The sequence below is a fragment of the Pontibacter sp. LHS1 genome, assembly GCF_058932855.1.
The window spans coordinates 209,784-230,700 of the sequence record NZ_JBZYWF010000006.1 but is presented as its reverse complement, the minus strand read 5'-3'; the positions used below and the strand labels follow the sequence as shown (position 1 = coordinate 230,700).

The window sequence follows — 20,917 nt, the reverse complement described above, 5'->3', positions numbered from 1 at the left end:
TCTCTGCGTTCGAAATGACAATAAGGCTCAAGGTACTAGTTAAAAAGTTGAAGAAGCGAAGCCCGTAAAACTAGAAATGCAAACACAACAACCAAAGTATAACCAAAGCCGCCGGCTGATTAATTACAGCAAGCCCTGGCTCAGGTATGGCTTATACCTTGTGTTGCTGCTTTGCCTGGCCTTTACTCTTCTCAACCACCTATACCCGCTCAAAGTAAACGTCTCCTACTCTCCCGTTATCACAGCCTCAGATGGCAGCGTGATCAATGCATTTCTGAGCCGGGATGATAAGTGGCGGATGCAGCTGGAGCCGGATGAGATCAATCCTGTCCTGAAGAAGGCTGTTCTGCTGAAGGAGGACAAGTACTTTTACTACCACCCCGGCATTAACCCCTTTGCCATTACCAGGGCGCTGGCTAACAACCTGATCAGGGACAGGAAAACATCCGGTGCCTCTACCATTACCATGCAGGTTGCGCGACTGCTTTACCCCCAGCAGCGCACCTATGCAAACAAGCTTTACGAGATGTTCCGGGCGCTGCAGTTGGAGTGGTATTACAGCAAAGACGAGATCCTGCAGCTATACCTGAACCTGGTGCCTTTTGGCGGCAACATTGAGGGTGTAAAGGCGGCTTCTGTTTTATACTTTCATCAGTCGCCGAAGCAGCTGAGCCTGGCGCAGGCGGTCACGCTGACGGTTATTCCAAACAAGCCTTCTTCGCTGCGTATCGGGGAGCAGAACGAGCGGATCGTGGAATTCCGAAACAAGTGGCTGCATTATTACCGGGAGCAACAGGCTTTTCCAGCCGCAGAGATTGAAGACGCCTTGCTGGAGCCACTGGAGGCACACCGGCAGGAGGCGCCTAAAGTAGCGCCACACTTCGCCTATCGTATGTTCCGCAGGTATAAGAACCAGCCCATCATCAAAACTACTCTTAACCGGCAGGTGCAGGAAAAGGTGGAGCAACTGGCCTACAACTACATGCAGCGGCTGCGCTACCAGAACATCCACAATGCAGCCGTGCTGGTGATCAACAACCAAACCCGGGCAGTAGAGGCCTACCTGGGCTCTGCTGATTTCAACGATTTTGCACACCACGGGCAGGTTGATGGTATTCGGGCGGTACGCTCTCCGGGCAGTACTTTAAAGCCATTTCTTTATGCCGCTGCTTTTGATAAAGGCCTGCTCACACCTAAAGCGGTGATCACGGATGTGCCCGTGGATTATGCCGGGTATCGTCCGCAAAACTATTTCGGCAACTACAACGGCAATGTGACCATAGCACATGCGCTGGCTACTTCGCTCAATGTACCCGCCGTAAAAGTGCTCGACCAGTTTGGCGTGGATGCTTTTGTGCAGAAGCTGAAGCAGGCAGAATTTTCGGAGATGAAGCGCATGGGCAATCAGCTCGGTCTTTCCTTGATCCTGGGAGGCTGTGATGTGAAACTGGAAGAGCTGACTTTGCTCTACGCCTCCTTTGCCAACCAGGGGAAGTATACGCCTGCCAGGTGGCTGCAGCAGGATACCACGCAACAGGAAACGCAACTGCTTTCGCCGGCATCTGCCTACATGACGAACCAGATCCTGACGCAGCTCACGCGCCCTGACCTGCCGCACAATGCGCATAATAGTCCGAATCTACCCAAGATCGCCTGGAAAACCGGCACCTCTTATGGCCGCAAAGATGCCTGGAGCATCGGCTATAACAAAAAGTATACGGTGGGCGTGTGGGTGGGCAATTTCTCCGGCGAGGGCGTACCGGAACTCAACGGCACCGACTCAGCCACTCCCCTGCTATTCGACATCTTTAACAGCATCGATTATAACTCTTCTGACGGGTGGTTTCAGCAACCCAAGGGCATCGGTTTAAGAGCGGTGTGCGCCGAAAGCGGCAGCCCCTCCAACAGCTTCTGTAAGAACCAGGTGCTGGATACCTTTATACCTGGCATCTCGTCCACACAAAAGTGCAGTCACCTGAAGCGCATTGCTGTTTCAGCAGACAACAGGCACAGCTACTGCACCAGTTGCCAGCCAGCTACAGGCTTTGTACAAAAGCTATACCCCAACCATGCCCCGGAGCTGCTCACCTTTTACGATGCGGAGCGGATTCCCTACCAACAGATTCCGGCGCACAACCCAGGCTGCAGCCGCATTTTTAAAGAGCATGCACCGGTGATCACCTCTCCTGCTGCGGGAATGGAGTATTTGCTCGAGCAGGAAGAACACCAGCAACTGATGCTGCATAGCAATACCCACAACGAAGTAAAGCAGGTATTCTGGTACATCAACGACAAGTTTCTCAAAGCCACCCCCGCCAACGAGAAGGTGTTTTTTGAGCCGCAAAAGGCCGGCAGGTATAAGATATCCTGCACCGATGATCAGGGACGGAATACGGATAGTTATATTACTGTGAGGTTTTTGTAGAACACAGCAAATCAATCCTCTATGGCCTCTATACCTTGTTGCTTTAAATGCTCCAAGTGGTCTTTCATAGCTTTCAGTTGCTCCTCTGGATGCCCTTGCCAGTCCATTACTTCACCTGTTACCCGAAGCGGGCTCCGAGAGCGGTATGACTTCGTCGGGTTGCCCGGGTATTTCTTGTCCGTCAGATTGGGGTCATCTTCTATTGTACCGGTCGGCTCTACTGTATAAATCCTGCCCCGGCCTTCCCCCTGAGCAAGTTCAGCTCCCCAAATAGCGGCGTCCATGGTGGCAGTCAGATAGACATAAGCCGCTTTCTTCCGCTTCCCGTAATTCGAATTGAAGCCGGGCTCAATCGAGTCTCCAGGCTTTAGATCAGCTTTCGTGCCATGATAAAATAGCGCTGAACTCTGATCATCCTTTTCCCCTCTACTTACTGATTTCATATTGATTTATTCTACGCGAATGCTTTTTCCCTAATATGATTTACCTGCTAGAAAACACATGCATTTACCCACCTACTGCACCAGGTAGAAATGCAGTGACAGCTTATTAGTTTCTTCATTTCAAGCCATAGGTATAAAAAGCCTACATTATACAATTACAACCAGCTATTTTAACAACGATATTCTTTCTATATTTTACTATATTCGGTGTCTTGAACAATCACCAGCTTAACTTACAGCCTGTAAATCGTTTCAGTAAACTTACAGGCTGCTAAACCAGCATCGCATACATATGAAAAAACGAATACGCTCCCTAGTCCTGATGGTCCTGCTCTGCACACCTTTTACGCTACTGGCGCAACAAAAGAAGGAGAAGTTTGAGCCCGAAGAGCTGGCAAACCCGCTGATGGGCACCGACTCCAAGGTGAGCCTATCGAATGGCAACACCTACCCTGCTGTGGCTGTGCCATGGGGAATGAACCTGTGGACACCGCAAACCGGCAAAATAGGAAATGGCTGGGCCTATACCTATGATGCGGACAAGATCAGAGGCTTCAAACAAACGCACCAGCCCTCACCCTGGATGAACGACTACGGCCAGTTTGTGATCATGCCGGTGACGGGCAAACTTCGCTTTGATCAGGATGCCCGGGCCAGCTGGTTCTCTCATAAATCGGAGGTGGCCAAGCCCTACTATTACAGCGTATACCTGGCCGACCACGACGTAACCACCGAGTTCACGCCCACGGAACGTGCCGCCCAATTCCGCATCACCTACCCAAAATCCGACAGTTCCTTTATCGTGATCGATGCCCTGGACAAAGGCTCTTATGTAAAAGTTATACCTGGTGAGAACAAGATCGTAGGCTATACCACCAAGAACGCCCGCAGCAACCCGGTTGACTTCAAAAATCACTTTGTCATCTATGCAGACAAGCCTTTCACCATCGCCTATACCTGGCATGACTCCACGCTGGTAAAGGACAAACTGGAGATGAATGCCAATCACGTCGGCGCTATTGTCGGTTTCAAAACAGCAAAAGGTGAGCAAGTGAATCTGCGGGTGGCTTCTTCCTTTATCAGCCTCGAGCAGGCGGAGCTGAATCTAAAACGCGAACTGGCTAACGATAATTTTGAGGCGACCAAACAGAAAGCGAAAGCGCTCTGGAACGAAGCAATGAGCCGCATTACAGTGGAGGGCGGCACCGACGAGCAGCTACGCACTTTCTACAGCTGCCTCTACCGCACCTTATTCTTCCCGCATAAAATGTATGAACTTGATGCCAGCAACAATCCAGTGCACTACAGTCCTTACGATGGCAGGGTATACCCTGGCTTTCGGTTCGCCGGCACAGGTTTCTGGGACACTTTCAGGGCGCTCTACCCTTTCCTGAACCTGGCTTACCCGAGCATCAACAAAGAAATGCAGGCTGGCTTGGTAAACGACTACAAAGAAGGTGGCTGGCTGCCGGAGTGGTCAAGTCCGGGTTATGCCAACATCATGATCGGCAACAACTCGGCCTCCGTGGTGGCAGACGCCTACCTGAAAGGACTGCGCGGTTACGACATCAACACGCTATACGAAGCCCTGCAGCACGGCGCCAACAACGAAGGTCCGATCACGGCCATTGGTCGTGCCGGGGCACCTTACTACAACAAGCTGGGCTACGTGCCCTACGATGTGAAGATTAACGAGAATGCAGCCCGCACCCTCGAGTATGCCTACGACGACTTTGCTATTTATCAGCTTGCCAAAGCCCTGAACAGGCCGCAGGAGGAAATTGCCCTCTATGCGAAACGCAGCCAGAATTACCGCCACCTCTTTGTCCCCGCCACAGGCCTGATGCGCGGCAAAAATCAGGATGGCACGTTCCAGTCGCCGTTCAACCCCTTTAAGTGGGGCGATGCCTTTACCGAGGGCAACAGCTGGCACTACAGCTGGTCAGTTTTCCATGACGTGCAGGGGCTGATCGATCTGATGGGTGGTCGGCAGCACTTTGTGGCCAAGCTGGACTCTGTGTTCACGCTGCCGCCGATCTACGACGAGAGTTACTATGGCAGCGTGATCCATGAGATACGCGAGATGCAGATTGCTAATATGGGTCAGTATGCGCACGGCAACCAGCCCATTCAGCACATGATCTACCTCTACAACTACGCCGGCGCACCCTGGAAAGCGCAGTACTGGGTACGCGAGACCATGAACCGCATGTACCAGCCTACTCCGGATGGCTACTGTGGCGACGAAGACAACGGACAGACCTCTGCCTGGTATGTTTTCTCAGCCCTGGGCTTTTATCCGGTTACTCCGGCAGTGAACCAGTATGTGCTAGGCGCTCCCTTGTTCAAAAAAACAACGATAAAACTCGAAAATGGCAAAACGTTCGTGATCGAAGCGCCGTCTAACAGCAAGGAAAATCTGTATGTGCAGAAAGTAACTCTCAACGGTAAGAAGCACGAGCAGAACTGGATCTCACACGAGGATATTTTGAAAGGTGGCAAGCTGAAATTTGACATGGGCCCCGAGCCCAACAAAAGCCGGGGCACACAGGAAAGTGCAGCTCCTTATTCTTTCTCAAACGACAAAACCGCAACACAGCACTTAAAATAAACCTTATCAACACTAAACTATACCCTGATGCCATCCATAACGCCTATTGCAGCTGAAGAAGTTGCTTCTCAGCCCACAGAGTCTACGCGAGACTATAAAAACTATACCTCGCCGCTGATCGTCGTTACGCTCCTCTTTTTTATGTGGGGCTTCATCACCTGCATGAACGACATCCTGATCCCAAAACTGCAGGAGGTCTTCACACTGCAGCTCTGGCAGGCCATGCTGATCCAGACAGCCTTTTTTGGAGCTTATTTCATCGTGTCATTTCTCTACTTTTTGCTGTCCGTCAGCAAAGGTGACCCCATCCAGAAGATCGGGTATAAGAACGGCATCATCATCGGCCTGATCGTAGCGGCGCTGGGCTGTACCTTGTTTTACCCGGCGGCCGTGTTTCATAGCTACGGCTTCTTCCTGATGGCGCTTTTTGTGCTGGCATCCGGTATAACGGTGCTACAGATCACGGCAAACCCCTATGTGGCCATACTGGGCTCACCCGAAACCTCTTCCAGCCGCATGAACCTGTCGCAGGCACTAAACTCCTTTGGCACCACGATCGCACCAATCATCGGGGGTTACCTGATCTTCGACCAGGTGGCTTCAGCTGAAATTGACACCGCAGATTCTGTCAAACTCCCCTACCTGGGACTTGCTGCTTTGTTGTTGCTCCTGGCTGTGCTGATCAAAGTGGCGAAGCTGCCGCGTTTGGAAGGAGGCGGTAAAATAGAGCGCGGTGCCGCGGCCACAAAGTATCCGCACCTGGTATTGGGCATCATCTGTATATTCATGTATGTGGGTGGCGAGGTGAGCATCGGCAGTGCGCTGATCAATTACATTAAACTTCCGCAAATCACCGGCTTGTCTGAATCGGAGGCGAAGCATTACCTGGCTTTCTATTGGGGTGGTGCCATGATCGGCCGCTTTTTCGGTGCTGTAGCGCTGAGTACCTTCAAACGTACGGGCAAATTTGCTGTAATCTCTCTGATTGCTTTAGTTACTTTCCTGACGGTATACGCACTCTATGACATGAACCAGGCGCTCATCATACTAGGCCTGATTGCGCTGAACGTGCTCGTATTGCTCCTGGCACGCTTCATACCTAACCACACCGTAGGCTTGTTTGCCATGGCCGTAATTGGTTTACTTTTGATTGGTGTGTTTGCAGAAGGTTCGCTGGCCATGTGGGCCATCATCGCCATTGGTCTGTTCAACTCCATCATGTTCCCAACCATCTTCGACCTGGCTATCAAAGGGCTGGGCCGACACACTAGCCAGGGCTCTTCTTTGCTGGTTATGGCCATTGTGGGTGGTGCGATCGTGCCTCCGCTACAGGGTTTGTTCGCCGACCTGAGTGGTGACCTGCAACTTTCCTTTATCATCCCAATGCTCTGCTATGCCTACATTGTGTATTATGGCTTTGTGGGGTATAAGGTGAGGGAAGCTCAGGTATAGATACCGGACAAAAGCACACTAGACTAAAGACAAAAGACTGCGGGTTAGCCTGCGGTCTTTTTTTTGTCAGAATCAGGATTTTCAGGATTTAGGGATTTTCAGGATTCACATGCACGATTGACACACCCTGCCCCTCTCAAGAGGGGAATTTCAGCTACTGCTTTCCCTTATGTCATCCTGAAAGGATCTTAGTGAAAGGGAGGACAGGCAGTTGCTATCACACACCCTTGTCCATCTCAAGAGCGGATTTTTTGCTGATGTCTCTCTAATGGTATAAGCGTTGTAATTACAGCAGTACTTTGGTATTACCGGGTCCAACCACCCCTGCCCCTCCTTAGCCAAGGCGGGGAGTCTGTAGCTACTACTTTACAGGTATATACATTGTAGTTTCAGTTACTCTCACACCACTGGCAGGGGTAGCAAGACTAACTTGCCCCTTGAGCAATGAAACAGATCGCTTTGGCCCGGTGCACCTTGGCGCTCCACTGTTGGGCGTGAAGGGGTCCCCCTGTCAAGAGCGGTCAGCGAGTGGGGGTAGGGGCCCTCGATTTGGAGCGTCTTGACTTTTTTGCTTAGGGGGTAGGGACCCTCGATTTGTGTCAAGACAAAAAGTAGGGCCCGCCCGGCCAGGGCAAGCTATAGAACAGCACGGGATGTTATACCTATAACAGCAGTTGCTACAAAGCAAGCTATACCTGATCAAGGCGCTACAGCAAAAAGCTTCTTGTTCGGCCTGCTCCCCATGTAAAAGATAATCTTCCCGCCGTTCATAATTTCCCCATGCGTCAGGTAGGTGCGATTGACAGGTTTCCCGTTCAGCTCCATCTTCTGGACAAAGACATTCTTGTCACTCTGGTTCTTCGCCTCAATCGTAAAGATCTTGCCATTCTCCAGGTTGATCGTGGCTGATTTGATAGCCGGACTGGTAATGGCATACTGATCAGACCCCGGTGCAACTGGATAAAAGCCCAGGGCGCTGAAAATATACCAGGCACTCATCTGCCCGAAATCGTCGTTGCCGCCCAGACCGTCTACTGTCGGTTTGTACATGGCCTTGAGCACCATGCGGGTTCGCTCCTGTGTTTTCCAGGGCTGGTCGGTCCAGTTGTAAAGGAAAGGGACGTGGTGCGAAGGCTCATTGCCGTGCACGTAGTTGCCGATGATACCTTCTCTGGATATGTCTTCGGTGTTTTCAAAATACTTGTCCGGAAGCTCCATGGTAAAGAGCGAGTCCAGGTGCTGGGCAAAGCGGGTCTTCCCTCCCATCATCGCGATCATCTGGGCTGGGTCGTGCGGCACGTACAGGCTGTAGTTCCAGGAGTTACCTTCGATGAAGCCCTGCCCGTGGGTGTCCAGCGGGTCAAACTCTTTCTTCCAGGTACCGTCGCTCAGCTTAGGGCGCATAAAACCGGATCTGGCATCGTACACGTTTTTGTAATTCTGGGCGCGTTTGCTGAATTCCTCATAAATGTCCTGCCGGTTGAGCTTCTTTGCCATTTGGGCAATGCACCAGTCGTCGTAGGCGTATTCCAGCGTCTTCGATACGGAAGAACCGTTTTTGTCCTCCGGCACGTAGCCCATGTCCATGTAGTATTCCAGGCCATCGTAGTAGCGGGTGCGGGCGGTCTGTACGCAGGCATCCAGGGCACGGTTCGCATCGAAATTGCCATTGCCTTTCATCACAGCATCGGCAATCACCGGCACGGAATGGTAACCGATCATGCACCAGTTCTCGTTGGCGTAGTGCGACCACACCGGCAGCATCTTGTGCACGCTCTGGTCGTAGTGCGCCAGCATCGATTTGATCATGTCGTTGTTGCGGGCCGGCTGCAGAATGTTGAATAGCGGGTGCAGCGCCCGGTAAGTATCCCAAAGCGAGAAGCTGGTGTAGTTGGTAAATCCATCGGCCTGGTGTACGTTCATGTCGATGCCTCTATACCTGCCGTCCACGTCCATGTAGGTGGTGGGTCCCAGGAAGGAATGGTACATGGCGGTATAGAAATTCACGAGGTCATCCTTACCGGCTTCCACCACTACTTTGTTAAGTTCTTTGTTCCAGGCGGCCTGTCCTTCGCGCTTCACCTGCTCAAAATCCCAGTGCGGTATCTCGGCCTTCATGTTAGCCAAAGCGCCTTCGGTACTAACCGGCGACAAGGCAAACTTGATCTTAATCTTCTCTCCCTCCTCTGTTTTAAAGTCGAAGTAGGCTCTTATCTTTTTGCCGGCAAACTCAGGGAAGTTTTTGGTCTGGTCGAACTTGCGCCAGAAGCCTTTATACACCTGCGCCTCCGAGTAATCTTTGTTGCCATACTGGTGGAAAGGCTTGCTGAAGGCCATGGCAAAGTAAACCGTGCGGGTGCGGGCCCAGCCGTTGGTCTGGCGGTAACCGGTGATCAGGGTATCGTTCTCCACCCGCACAAAAGTCCAGGTGGTTTTGCCGTCGTAGTTGTAAATGCCCGACATCAGGTCCAGGATAATATGCGCCTCCTCTGACTTCGGGAAGGTATACTGGTGCATGCCTACCCGGTTACTGGCCGTGAGTTCAGCCATGATGTTGTGGTCATCGAGCTTTACTTTGTAGTAGGCCGGTTCTGCCAATTCATTAGCGTGGGAGAAAGCCGAGCGATAACCGCTCTCCGGTTTGTCGGCCGTGCCGGGGTTCAGTTGAAGTTTGCCGGTAGTCGGCGCGATCAGGAAGTCGCCCAGGTCGGAGTGGCCCGTGCCGCTGAAGTGGGTGTGGCTGAAGCCGACAATCGTTTTGTCGTCGTACTGATAGCCGGCGCAGTACTTGTACACGTCCTTGTTATACTTACCGTTCACCTCATAAGGAATGGTGTCGGTGTCAGGACTCAGCTGCACCATGCCGAACGGCACCGTGGCACCCGGATAGGTATGGCCCATCTTGGCGGTGCCGATCATCGGGTTGACGTACTTCACCAGGTCAGGCGCTGCCTTCTTTTGCGCAAAGGTCAGGCAAGGTATAAGCAATAAAACTGAAAGGGCGATACTTCTCATAAGACGAGCTGTTTGTGGAGAATCGTGTTTTAAAGATAGCTTAAAGTTAAAGCTTATTTTTAAAAACTTAGCCCTCAATCAGCTACGACAATTACCTAACAAAGCGCTATAACTGGATTTATACCTGTCAGCAGAAGCATTCAGAAGATTTCGCGGCAAAATGATTAAATTGCACTTTGATTGATCTGTACTCCCAGCATTTAAAAGCACCCTCCTTATGAATTTTATTGCGCTTGATTTCGAAACGGCCACACCACAGCGTGACAGCCCTTGTGAGATAGGTATAACTGTGGTGCGGGAAAGGAAGATTGTGGAAACACGCTCCTGGCTGATCAAGCCTTTGTATTACCCTCACTTCAATTCATTCAACATAGCCGTGCATGGCATCCGGCCTGCTGACGTGAAAGACCAGCCTGATTTTGCTGAGTTGTGGCCGGAGTTAAAACCCTACCTGGAAGGGCAGCTGCTGATTGCCCACAATGCAAGCTTTGATATGAGCGTGCTGCGCAAAACACTGGCAACATATAACATCCCGCTACCTGAGGCGCGCTATACCTGCAGCCTGAAATTTTCGAAGAACATCTGGAAGGGCATGCACAAGTACGACCTCAAAACGCTCTGCAACATGCACCGCATCAACTTCCTGCATCACCGTGCCGCCTCCGACGCCGACGCCTGCGCCCGACTATCGCTGAAGGCCCTCGAGCTGACGGGCACCAGTTCTGAAGAGGAATTTGTTGTGCGGATGGGAAGTAAGATTGCCCGTGTTTAACGTATCATCAAACCAGTTCTTCTTCCCTCTCCACAGCCTCGGTCACAGGTATAGCAACCGGCATCTCGACAAAGAAGGTACTGCCTACCCCTTCGGTGCTTTCTACCCGGATGCTGCCACCGAAGCTTTCGAGAAGTTCTTGGCAAAGCATCAGGCCCAGTCCGGTTCCTTTTTCACCTGCAGTGCCCAGGGTAGTGAAGCGCTTTTCAGTAAACAGCTTCGAAATATTCGTCGCCGAAATTCCTTTCCCGCTGTCTTTTACCTGCAATGCGATGCTGTTTTCTGCTACCGATGCAGCCACTACAATCTCACCTCCTGTAGTAGAGAATTTGATGGCGTTCATTAGCAGGTTTCGAAGCACAAAGGTGAGTCGCTCTTTATCAGACAGAGCAAAAGCGGCAGGGTCCACCTGATTCATCAGCACGATTTCCTTCCTGTCGGCATGGGACTTCACCTGTACCATGGCTTCATCGACCAAGGTCTGCAGGCTCACTGGCAGGAGCTGCACGTTTGCATCGTCCAGCTGCGCCTTAGCCCAGATCAGGATGTTGTCGAGCATGTTGTTGGCAACCTCCATGTCGCGGTTAAGCAGCCCAAAGATCCGGTTTGTGTCGGCTTCTGTCATGCTCTTGCGCATTGCCAGTGTCAGCACGCTTTTTACAGAAGCAAAAGGGCCTCTCAGGTCATGCGAAATAATGGAGAACACCTTGTGCTGGAAATCACTTTGCCTGGCAAGGCGCTCGTTCTGCACCCGCAGTTGCTCTGACTGCAGGGCGATCTCGGACTGCTGCGAACGGGCGAGCGTGTGCGCTTCTTCCAGCCTTCTGTAGGCCGCCTGCTGACGCGAGCGGCTTTTAATTAACTCAACCAGGAGCACTAGCAGCACCAGCAGCACCCCCATGACAGAAGCAATGAACCAGCGCTGTGTCTTCAGCTCGGCTGCCTGACGCTCCTGCTCTGCCTTCAGCAAGTTGTTTTCCGCCTCCATCTGTTCAGTTTCATACTGCACCGTCAACTCCGCTTCCATTTTTTCACGGCTCTCCTCGTGCAGCACATCTTTGTGCTTGTTGTGCAAAAGCAAGTATTCATAAGCGCGGGTATAATCGTGCAGGGCGGCATAGGCGGTGTGCATGTTCCAGCTGGCCTCCGCTATCTTTTTGCTCGATCCGCTCAAGGCCGCCATCTGGTAGCCTTCGCTGGCATATTGCAGCGCCTGTTCCGGCTTTCCGATGGCCAGGTATAACTCTGATATGCGGCCCAGGGTCGACATCCTGATCATGTCGTTGCCCACCTCCAGGTTGAGCGCAACGGATTTGAACAGGTGTACCAGTCCTTCAGCCGGTCGCCCGAGGTGCAGGTGCAGGTAGCCTAGGTTGTGAAGCCCGATGGCCAGCCCCTTTTTGTTGCCAGCCTGCTCCTGCAGTCTGATGGCTTTTTTATAGTAACTAAGCGCTGTAGGGAAATCTTTGCGGGCTTCTGCAATATCTCCCAGGTTATTGTAAGCACTGCCGAGGCGCTGCACGTCACGTGCTTGCTCAGCTATTTCGGCTGCTTTGCTGTAGTGCTGCACCGCACGGTCAAAATCATGGGTCCTATTGTAAACATTGCCCAGGTTGATGTAGGAAGAGATCAGGTGGAGGGTATCCTGAGAGGCTTCGCTTAGCCGGAGAGATTTAAAGTAGTATTGCAGGGCTTCATCATACTCTCCCATCATCAGGTGAGAGTTACCCACTAATATTTGCGCATTGGCCTGTCCCTTTTGAAAGCCGATGGACTGTGCCAGCTGCTCGGCTGCCAGCCCGTATTTCCGTGACACTAAGGCGTCCGTCAGACCGTAGTGCCTGCTCAGGCTGCCATTGAGCTTCACTCTGGCTGAGTCGCTTACAGCCTTGGCTAACTCCACTTTCAAGCTATCGGCAATTCTGTCCTGCGCTGTCAGCACACCTGGAAGACAGAACAGAAAAAGTAAAAGTATTCTCATATAAACTGTGCAATTCTGATCGGACCTTCAGCACTTAGAATTCTACCCTCTTCCTGTCTTGAACTGACAATGCAGCTATGAACACAAAATACTCTCCGATACTTAGAAACACCAAATTTATGCAAAAGAGACACTCCTAACCAAACACTTCACAAAATAATTTACACAGCTGAATCACAGACAATTGAGCCCTATATTTATTTCGTCTTTTTTATAAAATCTCAATGCGCCACCCAACGGCGGGCGGCTTCCTTCTCCTCAAAAGAAAAGGATCGCTGCTCAATGGAAGGCACCACTGTGAACACGCCTGACATCAGGTGCTGCAGCCAGTTCTTATCAGTGACAAGTGCAATCTTTTTCACCTTCTCCAGCACGTCACCGAAGTTGGATAAGATGAAGCTTACCCGCTCCTGAACGGCGGCAGGCTCCACTCCTTCCGAGGCTGCCATCTCCAGGTATAGATTGAAAGGAGCTGCCGACTCCAGTTCCGGTTTGATGACCTGCTGCGATTCTTTCATGTCCTGCACATCCAGTTCTCCCTCCACTCTGAATGCCAGCACATGGTCGTGGCCAATGTCTATTTTCTTTATCATCCTGCTTCATTTTAAAGGTATAGCTTATCTATCACAGTGCCCTTGAGGCGAATAAAACAGCTGCCAGCAATAGCACCAGCCCGACCAGGTCGCCCAGGCGGCTGATGATCTTGTAAAGTAGTTTTTTGTATTTCTCTTGCATGGGCTGTCTGGTTAATTACACAATTTCAAAACGTTCGGAGTAGATGCGGCGCCAGTCTACACCCAGGTTGTGCAGGCCGATCTCGACCACATCCATCAACGGACCCGGACCACAGATAAAGTACATGAAAGTTTCCGGCTTGTCAGGCAGGTATTTGGCCAGCATCTCCTCATCTATCCGGCCTCCCTCCCCGTCAATATCTTCCGGTAGCTCTTCTTCATCCGGCACATCTTCTATCACATGAATGATGCGCAGGTCGATCACTTTGCTGATCTCGGTTAGTTCTTCCCGGAAGGTCACATCCTCCCACTTTTTGCTGGCATAGAGCAGGATGGCTTGGCGGGGATCTTTGTCGTCGCGCATGGTGCGCAGCATGCTCATGCCGGGGGTAATCCCGATGCCGCCCATCACCAGAAACAGGTGACTGTCCGGCTCAGGGGTGAACGACCCGAAAGGTCCTTCCAGGTATACCCTGGCGCCTTTGGGTATGTCTTTGAAAGTAGAGGTGAAATCGCCGGACTCCTTGGCCGTGAAGCTGATCGTACTGTCGCGGGCGCTGGAGGCAAAGGAGAAGGGGTGCTGCTGCAAGGTAAAGGGGCTGTCGTTTACGGTGATCCAGGCAAACTGCCCGGGTCTGAACTGCATCTTTTTGCCTGACTCAGGTTGGAGGGTGAGCGTCCAGCACTCGTCCCGATCATCTTTTACCTGCGTTACCCGGTAGAGCTTTTTGCGGTTCAGCCAGGGCCGCACGAGACGGGTGTGCAGCACCAGGTACATGCAGGCACCCAGCAGCAGGGCGAGCACAATCTTTTTCCAGAGTGGGTCCAGGTAGTGTGATACCTGTATGGAGTGCACCACGCCCACAAACACGATCGAGAGTGCCAGAAAACCATGGAGCAGCCGCCACTTCTCATAACTCAGTTTAAAGGCCAGCCGCCAGACGCTTGTAACTGTAATGGCGATCAGCGCGACAGAAACATAAGACAGCGCAATAGCCCGAAGCAGGTTAACACTTGGGTCGAAATAAGAGAGAAATTCAGAATTGTTCAGGATCAGGATGACCGGGTGAGCCAGTATGAAGAAGAAAGCGACCAGCCCCATCTTGCGGTGAAAATGCACGATATTGTCCATGCCGAATGTAGGCGCCACCCAGCGGAAGCGGCCGGAGAACAGGAACTGCAAACCAAAAATTGCCAGGGCGATGAAACCCAGCGCCACTCCCAGCTCTGTCCAGAAATCCCGGGCGGCAGGTACAGGCCCTACCAGGGCAAGGCCCAGCGGCACCAGGGCAAGTATGGTGAATAGTAAAAGCCAGGAAAAACCTCTCCGGTAAGAATATCTCATCTCTTGTCAATTATCCTATCCGGCTATACCTGTCACTACCCTATACCCAATGTCAGGGCTTAGAAACCGGACGGTTCATCGTTTAAAGCCTAATGTATAGTATACTGATTTTCAGGTATATTGGTCGACAGAAAGACGGAATCCGGAGGAGTAGGCTGCTCTATACTATTGTTTTGCTCCAGGTAGGGCGCCAGGATCGGGGCCATACCCCGCAGCACCTGCACCGGCAGTGAAGAGGTGAAATGAAATTCCGCCGCTTCACGGCCTGGCACAAAGGCGGTGAGCGTACCGAAGTGATTGTCGCCGATGAAGAACACGAAGGTGGCGGTGCGGTTGACGCTGCGTGAGGACAGTCGCTCCCCTCTTTTATTCATGGTCACGACCCGGTTGTCGCCCGTGCCGGTCTTGCCGCCAAGCCGCAGCGTATTTCCATCCGTACCTGGTATACCACCTTGCAACCGACGGGCAGTGCCGGTATCCACTACATCCAGCAGCGTTTCCCGCACGAGGGCGGCTACTTCCGGTGCCAGCACCTGCTCCCCTTCCCCTACCTGCCACTTCAGGCCGGTTTCATAGGGTGTCTCTTTGGCAAAGTGCAGTTCCTCGATGCGGCGGGTGCGGTGACGCACGCCATCGTTCAGGATGATGCCCATCAGTTCGGCCAGCGCTTCGGGGCGGTCGCCGGACGAGCCAAGGGCCGTCGCCAGGGAAGGTACCAGTTGCTGAAAAGGATACCCGAGTTTGTGCCAGCGCTGCTGCAGGTCGGCAAAGGCGTCGAGCTCGAGCATGGTGCGGATGCGGGAGTCACGGGCGCTCTTGTGGCGTGAGCGGAACAGCCATTTGTATACCTCCAGCCGGGTGTCCATGCTCGCCTCCGCCACCTCCGGCCACCGGGCCTCCGGATGCTGCTGCAGGTACTGCAAGAGCCACAGTTCCAGCGGATGCACCCGTGAAATATAGCCCTGGTCGTTCAGGTCAAAGGCCTCCGGTCCGAACTGGTGGTAGAGCTCCATGATGCGCTTGTCTTTGAGCTTCTTTTCCCAGGGTAGCCGCTCCCGCATCATGCGGGTGAAGCTGGTGGAGTCGGTATGCGGGTAAAAGAAGCGGTGCACCGTCGCCAGTCGGACGGAGTTGAGGTGCATGCCTTTGAGCAGCGTTTCGAAGCGCTCTTCTTCTGTCTTGCCCTTATACTTATGCCAGAAGCGAAGCAGGTAGGTCTCCCCTTCCCGGTTGGCAAAGCGGGTCAGGTATTCCCGGCGGCGTGGGTCAGCATCGTTGCCGAGCAAACTGCCGCTGCCTCCTGTCTGCTGCTGTATGCTGTGCCGCACCACGTCCCGCGTCAGCCTGACAAAGGGCAGGTTGATCGATTTCAGAAAGGCTTCGCGCACGGTCGGGTTGCGGCCATTGTCGGTGTCGCTGAAGTTGTGGAAGGTATGCATGCCGCCGCCCGTGAAAAAGCGCTCATGCGGACTGGCCGAATAGCGGCGCTCCATGGCGGCATCGAGTGTGGCGGCCAGGCTCTTGTCTTTGGCCTGCAGCAGGTAGCGCAGCACCCAGCGACTCAGGTTGTCCTGCGAACCGGCCAGTGCCCGTCGCAACTCCCCAGCCGACTCCCCGCATATCGGGTATGGAGTGCTTCGATCATCTCCAGGTAAGTGACTAGCATGCGAAGCTTAGCGGTGGAACCCAGTTCCAGTTTGCTGCCTTCGTTCAGGTCCAGCGGCTGGTCGGTGTTGTCGGTTTGCACGCGCACCAGGTTACCCTGCGGACTGCGCTCATACAGGGTAAAGCTATACCTGATTTCAGCTGCTTGTTTCGGACTTAGCAGACGCTCTCCATACAGCCCCACGCTCCTGGCAAAAGCCGGATCGCTCAGGCGATTCAGGTAAGTGCTCACCTCGCCCTGCAGCGCATGCTCCAGGGTAGTCGTGGCACCCATGTCCATGCGGTCGAGGTCGTAGAGGGTCTTGCCCAGCATACCTGCCAGGTGCGTGCGCACCATCAGCGAACCTTTGTTTGTTTCGGCTGGCACAGTAATCGGCGCTGCACTGAAATCCCGGAAGAAGATGTCCTTAGCCAGGCCCGCATCGCGCAGCGCCGGACTGATGTGCCCGTGCTCGGCCAACAGGCGCAGGTAGCTGCTGGTTAACTCGTTCAGCGCTGCATGCCCGCCTTCGTTCAGGTAGTAAGCAGGTCGGCGCTGGGCGATGAACAGCGACAGCACCTGCCGCAGTGCCTGTCCCTGTGCCAGCAGACTGTCTCCTTCAGCGGCCGGCAAACTCAACAGGCGGTTGACTCTCTCCAGGTCACTTCCAAACCATACCCACAGCCCATCGCCCAGCCCGTGCACTTCGCCATAGCCCGGCGCACCGTAGAGTGGCAGGTTGTTCAGATAAGACAGCACCAGTGACTGCCGGGCCGGCAGTGTTTCGGGACCAGCCTGGTAGGCACGTACGCTGGCCGACACCATCTGCTGCAGCTTGGCACGCGGACTCACGGTAATGCCCGCCGGAGAATGACGGAATTTTTCTAGTTGGGTGGCGAGTGTGCTGGCTCCCATGGTCTGGTACGCGAGCCCCATCCGGCTGGCTGCCAGGTGCAGACTGGCCTTGGTGAAGCGCAGCCAGTCAACGGCCGGATTCATGTAAGGCTTGTCAGCGTCCAGCAACTCACGGTTTTCGATAAACAAAAGAGAGGAGGTGATCAGCGAAGGGATGGCCTCGTAGCTGGCGTACAGGCGACGCGGGTATTTGAAATCGTAGACGGGCCTGCCCTGGTAATCGACGATGTGCAGACCGGCCTGCGTTTTTTCGGGGTATGGGGCAAAGTAACCCTGAGAGGTATACTGCATCAGCGCCTCCGAAAAGCGCGCCTGTTGTACCACCTCCATGCCCCGTTCCTGCGCCCGGCCGAGCAGCTGGGGCAGCTGCGCATAGCCGAGCCGTTTATCAAAAGGTCCGGGCTTGGGATATATGATCGCATCGCTTTGGCCAGTCTCTACCTGATAGGTCAGGGTGCGGGCATAGCGCGTTAGTTCTCGCGCCTGCAAACGGGATGTACGGGCTTCATATAGCACGGCCGCGACGATAGCTCCCAAGAGGATGAGGGTAGCGCCAAAGAGCATCCATTTGAGGATGGTCCCACGTTTTCTCTCTTTACTGGCCGTGTGGGTGGGACGGTAATTGCTGACTACCATCACCAAGGTGTTTTTGTTCTAAAAATCTGGTAGTAAAGTGTACGTTTATTTTGTGTTAAAAGTGACTTTAAATCTAGGCGGAGTTACGCTCCGCATTGATGATTCCGAATGAGCAGCGCACCACCAGCTTTTCGTATACCTGCTTTGCCGCTTGCTGCGGGTCCTGCTCCTCCAGGGTCCGGATGCGGGCCAGGGCATACTGCTGTATCGTGATCAGGGGTAACTCAATGCGCTGCCGCAGCTGAATCGAAAGCTCGTCCATGGGTTTGTCGGCCATCAGCGTGTCGGCACCCGCCAGCATGAGCACGTACTTCCTGGTGCGCTCAAACTCTTCATAGATCTGCTTCCAGAGTTCTCCGTAGGTGGGATGCTCCGCCAGGTAGGCTGTCACCGGGAAAAAGCATTTCTTCATGGCCATCTCACAATTGTCGAGCATGGTCTTGAAGAAGAGTGAGTGCTTGTAAAGCTGCTGCAGCCGTGGCCATTCTCCTTTGGCATGCAGTGCTTCCAGCGCCTTGCCCACGCCATAGTAGCCAGGCAGGTTCTGCTTCAGCTGACTCCAGGCACCCACGTAAGGCACGGCACGGAGATCATCCAGGTTCAGCTTGCCCGCTTTGCGCTTGGAAGGACGGCTGCCGATGTTGGCCTCGCCGTAGTAGCGGAGGGGACTCACATAAGTCAGGTACTCCAGGAAAACCGGGTTGTTCTTCAGTTCGGAATAGGCATCGAAGCTCACCTCCGCCAGTTCCTGCAGCAGCTGGTCATCCTCCTGACTCAGGGTCGGTTTTTTGCGGTTGAAAAGACTATTGCTGATGCCGGCGTGCAGGAGTTGCTCCAGGTTGAAGCGGGCCGCATCCACCGAGCCGAAGTTGGAGCTTACGGTCTGTCCCTGAATGGTCAGCTGGATCTCTTTGTTGGCGATGTTGTTGCCCATGGAAGCATAGAACTGCTGCGTCTTGCCGCCACCCCGTGCCGGCGGACCACCCCGCCCGTCGAAGAAAATGACCTCAATGCCATACTCCCGACTCACCTGCGTCAGGGCCTCTTTGGCTTTGTAGATGCTCCAGTTGGCCATCAGGTAGCCGCCATCTTTGGTACCGTCGGAGAAGCCGAGCATGATGGTCTGGGTATGGCCACGCCGCTGCAGGTGCTCCCGGTATACCTTGTGTTCGTAGAGCTGCCGCATCACAGATGCCGCCTCCCGCAGGTCGGTGATCGTTTCGAAGAGCGGCACGATGTCTACCGTGAGTGCCTCGGCTTGCCAGCCATTCAGGCGGAACAAGGTATAAACCTCCAGCACGTTGAGGGCGCTGGTGCAGTGGCTGATGATGTAGCGGTGGCAGCCGTCCTCCCCGTTGCGCTCCTGTATCGTCCGGATAGTGGCGACTGTTTGCAGGGTGTCCTGCAGCAGCTCGTCGTCTGCAAACATGTCGGCGTCTTGCAGACTCTCTGCTATACCTGCCAGGGCAGTTATCTTATCCGCATCCGGAAGCTGCGCATAGTCCCTGGGCAGCAGGTCGGTACGTTGCGAAAGCTCCTCATAGAGGTGGCTGTGTACCGAGGAATCCTGCCGGATGTCGAGGGTGGCGAAGAACAGGCCAAAGAGCTCCACTTTGGTGATCAGCGCCTCCACCTGCTTTAAGAACAAGCTGTTGTGCTCCTCCAACAGCAATTTGCCGATCTCCCGCAGCGAACCAAGTATGGTCTCCTGATTCAGGTCCAGGGTATAGCCGGGCACAAACAAATGATTGTATAGTTTGGCTTCCAACTCCTTCAGCAGATCTTCCACACCCCTGAACGTCAGGCGGCGCCTGAGTCGGCGCACGTCGGCGTAATAGGCACGGATAGCCGCGACCCGCAGCGCATCGGCTACCTGCAAGGTGGTATCTGCTTTTACAAAAGGATTGCCGTCGCGGTCCCCTCCCGGCCAGAAGCCCATCCGGATCAGCTTAAAGCCCGGTCGGATCACACCCGGAAACTGCGCATCCAGGTAAGAAATAATATCGCCGGCAGCGCGATAGAAAACATTCTCCAGAAACCAGATCAGGCTGATGGCTTCTTCATAAGGCGTGGGTTTCTCTTTCTTGAAAAAAGGCGTTTTGCCCAGCTGCCGCAGGTATGAATGCGCCTGCGAGGTATTGTCGGTAGCCAGCGCCTGCGACAGGTCGTTGATGATGCCCAGCACATTGCTCGGGTAGAACTGCGTGGGGTGCGCCGTGAGGACCATGCGCACCGCAAAGTCCTGCAGCTTACGGGCCAGCTGCTCCTGTGCCTGCTCATGCAGCACCGCGATGCTCAGTTGGTTCAGGGTGCCTGCGCCGTGCATGTCGTGGGTATCGCGGAAGGCGGCCTCTTCCAGTGCATCGAACAGCACTACCTGCCGCTCGGCATACTGCACAAAACGGAAGAGCAGGTCGTGCTGCTCCTGCTCGGTGCGGTAGTGGGTGTACTGCGCAAAAAAACTCTGGATGATCTCCTCCGGACTCTGCTGTCGCTGGTAGCCGTCCTCACAGTGCAGCACCAGCAGCGAAAGCAGCACGCCTGTTTTCTCTACCCGGTGAAAGGGCAGCGACGAAAACAGGCTGTTATACATTTCATAGCGGGTGCCCACCAGGGTGGAGAAGGCTTCCAGGTTGGTGTCGGCACGGAGGGTATTGTGCGTGTTCATAGTTTCAGGAGATCAGTCGTAAAATTTTCTTAAGATAAGAAATTTTGATTGGAGGGCACAGGTATACAGCTTATAACCTGTGGCAAGTGCCTGCATCAGCGCCTAAACCAGACTTCGCATTTTTGTCGCAAATGGCCCTTCATTTGTCAGTTTTCACCCCCTCTTTCCGGCGCTATTCGTGTACATTTGTAATAGTTAAAACAACGAAGGCAACCGGCCTGAGGCAATTAGTTTCAGGCGCAGCAGCAACATGAATTTCAATTGATTACTCCTGT

The 20,917-nt window shown here is 53.6% G+C and carries 12 protein-coding genes; 4 read left to right on the top strand and 8 right to left on the bottom strand.

The features are described from left to right. Positions 1-76: 76 nt before the first annotated feature. Positions 77-2,425: a penicillin-binding protein 1C gene (gene pbpC / locus AC5FXQ_RS13580; RefSeq protein ID WP_493602969.1), complete on the top strand. Its 2,349-nt coding sequence runs from the start codon at positions 77-79 to the stop codon at positions 2,423-2,425. An 11-nt stretch (positions 2,426-2,436) separates the two neighbouring features. Here the strand turns inward: pbpC and arr are convergent, their stop codons facing one another. Beyond that, entirely contained in the window at positions 2,437-2,868 is a 432-nt protein-coding gene (gene arr, locus AC5FXQ_RS13575) for an NAD(+)--rifampin ADP-ribosyltransferase (protein ID WP_493602968.1), read from the bottom strand. Between the two features lie 292 nt (positions 2,869-3,160). On the opposite strand from arr, the gene AC5FXQ_RS13570 reads away from it, so the two are divergent. Next, complete coding sequence (locus AC5FXQ_RS13570) at positions 3,161-5,479, top strand: GH92 family glycosyl hydrolase (RefSeq protein ID WP_493602967.1); 2,319 nt, start codon at positions 3,161-3,163, stop codon at positions 5,477-5,479. A gap of 27 nt (positions 5,480-5,506) precedes the next feature. Beyond that, positions 5,507-6,931, top strand: coding sequence for a sugar MFS transporter (locus AC5FXQ_RS13565; protein WP_493602966.1), 1,425 nt, complete (start codon positions 5,507-5,509; stop codon positions 6,929-6,931). Between the two features lie 699 nt (positions 6,932-7,630). Here AC5FXQ_RS13565 and AC5FXQ_RS13560 read toward each other — a convergent pair. After that, on the bottom strand, positions 7,631-9,946 hold the full coding sequence (locus tag AC5FXQ_RS13560; RefSeq protein WP_493602965.1) for a GH92 family glycosyl hydrolase: 2,316 nt from the start codon (positions 9,944-9,946) through the stop codon (positions 7,631-7,633). 217 nt (positions 9,947-10,163) lie between these two features. Between AC5FXQ_RS13560 and AC5FXQ_RS13555 the strand changes: the two genes are divergently transcribed. After that, on the top strand, positions 10,164-10,718 hold the full coding sequence (locus AC5FXQ_RS13555) for a 3'-5' exonuclease (protein WP_493602964.1): 555 nt from the start codon (positions 10,164-10,166) through the stop codon (positions 10,716-10,718). Between the two features lie 7 nt (positions 10,719-10,725). Here the strand turns inward: AC5FXQ_RS13555 and AC5FXQ_RS13550 are convergent, their stop codons facing one another. The 6 genes from AC5FXQ_RS13550 to AC5FXQ_RS13525 all read right to left on the bottom strand — a co-directional run bounded on the left by AC5FXQ_RS13550 (position 10,726) and on the right by AC5FXQ_RS13525 (position 20,642). Further along, complete coding sequence (locus tag AC5FXQ_RS13550) at positions 10,726-12,699, bottom strand: tetratricopeptide repeat-containing sensor histidine kinase (RefSeq protein WP_493602963.1); 1,974 nt, start codon at positions 12,697-12,699, stop codon at positions 10,726-10,728. Between the two features lie 221 nt (positions 12,700-12,920). Further along, positions 12,921-13,292, bottom strand: coding sequence for a SpoIIAA family protein (locus AC5FXQ_RS13545; RefSeq protein ID WP_493602962.1), 372 nt, complete (start codon positions 13,290-13,292; stop codon positions 12,921-12,923). 157 nt (positions 13,293-13,449) lie between these two features. Beyond that, entirely contained in the window at positions 13,450-14,778 is a 1,329-nt protein-coding gene (locus AC5FXQ_RS13540) for a ferredoxin reductase family protein (protein WP_493602961.1), read from the bottom strand. Between the two features lie 89 nt (positions 14,779-14,867). After that, positions 14,868-16,376 (bottom strand): hypothetical protein, encoded by a 1,509-nt coding sequence (locus tag AC5FXQ_RS13535; protein WP_493602960.1) that lies wholly within the window; start codon positions 16,374-16,376, stop codon positions 14,868-14,870. Beyond that, a complete protein-coding gene (locus tag AC5FXQ_RS13530; RefSeq protein ID WP_493602959.1) occupies positions 16,340-17,974 on the bottom strand; it encodes a transglycosylase domain-containing protein in 1,635 nt (544 codons plus the stop codon). Before AC5FXQ_RS13530 ends, AC5FXQ_RS13535 begins: the two co-directional genes overlap by 37 nt. Before the next feature lie 73 nt (positions 17,975-18,047). Next, positions 18,048-20,642 carry a phosphoenolpyruvate carboxylase gene (locus tag AC5FXQ_RS13525; protein WP_493602958.1) on the bottom strand — a complete coding sequence of 865 codons (2,595 nt, stop codon included), beginning with the start codon at positions 20,640-20,642 and terminating at the stop codon, positions 18,048-18,050. Positions 20,643-20,917 lie beyond the last annotated feature (275 nt).

Bases quoted from the DNA above. Each gene is read 5' to 3' on its own strand.
- AC5FXQ_RS13565 (WP_493602966.1), top strand. From the start codon at position 5,507: ATGCCATCCATAACGCCTATTGCAGCTGAAGAAGTTGCTTCTCAGCCC.
- AC5FXQ_RS13555 (WP_493602964.1), top strand. From the start codon at position 10,164: ATGAATTTTATTGCGCTTGATTTCGAAACGGCCACACCACAGCGTGAC.
- AC5FXQ_RS13560 (WP_493602965.1), bottom strand. From the start codon at position 9,946: ATGAGAAGTATCGCCCTTTCAGTTTTATTGCTTATACCTTGCCTGACC.
- AC5FXQ_RS13570 (WP_493602967.1), top strand. From the start codon at position 3,161: ATGAAAAAACGAATACGCTCCCTAGTCCTGATGGTCCTGCTCTGCACA.
- AC5FXQ_RS13530 (WP_493602959.1), bottom strand. From the start codon at position 17,974: ATGGTAGTCAGCAATTACCGTCCCACCCACACGGCCAGTAAAGAGAGA.
- AC5FXQ_RS13550 (WP_493602963.1), bottom strand. From the start codon at position 12,699: ATGAGAATACTTTTACTTTTTCTGTTCTGTCTTCCAGGTGTGCTGACA.
- AC5FXQ_RS13540 (WP_493602961.1), bottom strand. From the start codon at position 14,778: ATGAGATATTCTTACCGGAGAGGTTTTTCCTGGCTTTTACTATTCACC.
- AC5FXQ_RS13525 (WP_493602958.1), bottom strand. From the start codon at position 20,642: ATGAACACGCACAATACCCTCCGTGCCGACACCAACCTGGAAGCCTTC.
- AC5FXQ_RS13545 (WP_493602962.1), bottom strand. From the start codon at position 13,292: ATGATAAAGAAAATAGACATTGGCCACGACCATGTGCTGGCATTCAGA.
- arr (WP_493602968.1), bottom strand. From the start codon at position 2,868: ATGAAATCAGTAAGTAGAGGGGAAAAGGATGATCAGAGTTCAGCGCTA.
- pbpC (WP_493602969.1), top strand. From the start codon at position 77: ATGCAAACACAACAACCAAAGTATAACCAAAGCCGCCGGCTGATTAAT.